Origin of the sequence: Gordonibacter sp., from assembly GCF_036667095.1 — a bacterium.
GTDB lineage: Bacteria > Actinomycetota > Coriobacteriia > Coriobacteriales > Eggerthellaceae > Gordonibacter.
This window is the reverse complement of record NZ_JAVWUP010000271.1, coordinates 1,194-2,768: the sequence shown is the minus strand read 5'-3', so window position 1 is coordinate 2,768 and position 1,575 is coordinate 1,194. Positions and strand designations below refer to the sequence as shown.

Genomic DNA, 1,575 nt, shown 5'->3' with positions numbered 1-1,575 from the left:
TCGGGCAAGACCATGCTTATGCGGGCGATGGCCGGGCTTATCAGACCCACGAAGGGCGAGGTCGCCATTAACGGGTGTCCCCTTGGCCAAGGCGCGTTCCCTCCGAGCGTGGGCATCATGATCGAGAACCCTGCGTTCATAGGGAAATACACCGGTTTGCGCAACTTGAAGTACCTTGCAGGGATACGCAACGAGATAGGCGACGACGAGATTGAATGGGTGCTTAATGAGGTGGGCCTCGACCCGCACGACAGGCGCAGCTTCAAAAAGTATAGCCTGGGCATGAAGCAGCGTCTCGGCATCGCGTGCGCCGTCATGGAGAATCCCGACCTGCTGCTGCTCGACGAGCCGATCAATGCGCTCGACCCCGCAGGTGTAGAAATGCTGCGACACCTTGTTAGGCGGCAGAAGAAACGCGGCGCCCTGGTGGTGGTCGCCTGCCACGACGCTGAGGAGCTTGACGGTCTGGCAGACGAGATATACCTCATGGCTGAAGGGCGGATCGTCGGCCATGAGGGCGGGGGAGGCGACGGCGCATGAGGAAGGCGCTTTCAATTATCGTTGCGGCGGCTTGCGTCGCCGTCGCCGTGCCTTGCGGCTTTAGGATCGAGCAGGTGAACGCAGCTTATCCCGAGCAGCATGCCTACGCCTACTCGATGGGGGAAGAGGCTACCTATGCTGGACAGAACTCGTCGGGCGGGGATGTGGGGTCAGGTTTGGTTACGGTCAAGGCGCTCGATTTCCGGTCGATCGGATACGAGGGGCTGAAAAAGATGGTTTTAGGATATGAAGATTCGTTGATTGAGGAGGGAACATTCGGCGATATGAGGGCGCTGTTTGTCGAGGTCAAGATTGAGAACGCCTCGTCAGACGCCCAGAAAGTGCATGTGCGGGATTACCACCTCGAATCCGGGGCTTGGCATAACGGCTTGTATGCTCCCTTGTATATGTGCATTAACGAAGACCCGTCGACGATGATCGACCTCGCCCCTGGAGAAAAAGCCGAAAGGACGCTCGTGTACTTGATCTACGATACGCAGATGAACAATCAGGCGGATTGGAGCAAGGTTGAGCAGCGTGACTACTCACTTGAGCTCGCCCTGTATCCCGACAAGTATCTCATCGACCTTGGCATTCCGGTTGCGGGTGGCGCGGAAGGGGGCGTGGCATGATTGCGGTGGAATTGCGGAGAGCGTTTGCGAACAAGCTGTTTGTCGCAGCTCTCGCCATTGGCCTTGCGCTCGCGATTGCGCAGCTCGTCACGGTTGTGGTTCCCTACGGTCTGGGCGGCGAGTGGTCGTTTTGGAGGACTGGTTCAAAGGGCTTCTATCCCAACTCGCTCTTCAACTCATGGATGGGGGCGACCTCTTATTCCCTCTGGTCGGTGCTGTATTTCTTCGTGCTCCCCCTGACGGCTTGCCTGCCGTATGCAGATAGTCTTTATGCCGACGTGAGGGGCGGCTACGCTGCGAACATTGTGAGCAGGGGAGGTGCCGGGCGGTACTTCCGGGCCAAGGTGATCGCGGTGTTCCTGACGGCGGGCACGGTTGGCGTGGTGCCCCAGCTCGTCAACCT

At 58.7% G+C, this 1,575-nt stretch carries 3 protein-coding genes; all 3 read left to right on the top strand.

Annotation, left to right across the window (positions count from 1 at the left end):
• A partial coding sequence (locus RR842_RS13550; protein ID WP_332730114.1) for an ABC transporter ATP-binding protein occupies positions 1-540 on the top strand: 540 nt, incomplete at its 5' end.
• The gene (locus tag RR842_RS13545; protein ID WP_332730112.1) at positions 537-1,172 is read left to right on the top strand and encodes a hypothetical protein; all 636 of its coding nucleotides are present in this window, start codon (positions 537-539) and stop codon (positions 1,170-1,172) included. The genes RR842_RS13550 and RR842_RS13545, both read left to right, overlap by 4 nt.
• On the top strand, positions 1,169-1,575 hold a 407-nt coding region (locus RR842_RS13540), incomplete at its 3' end, for a hypothetical protein (protein WP_332730111.1). The genes RR842_RS13545 and RR842_RS13540, both read left to right, overlap by 4 nt.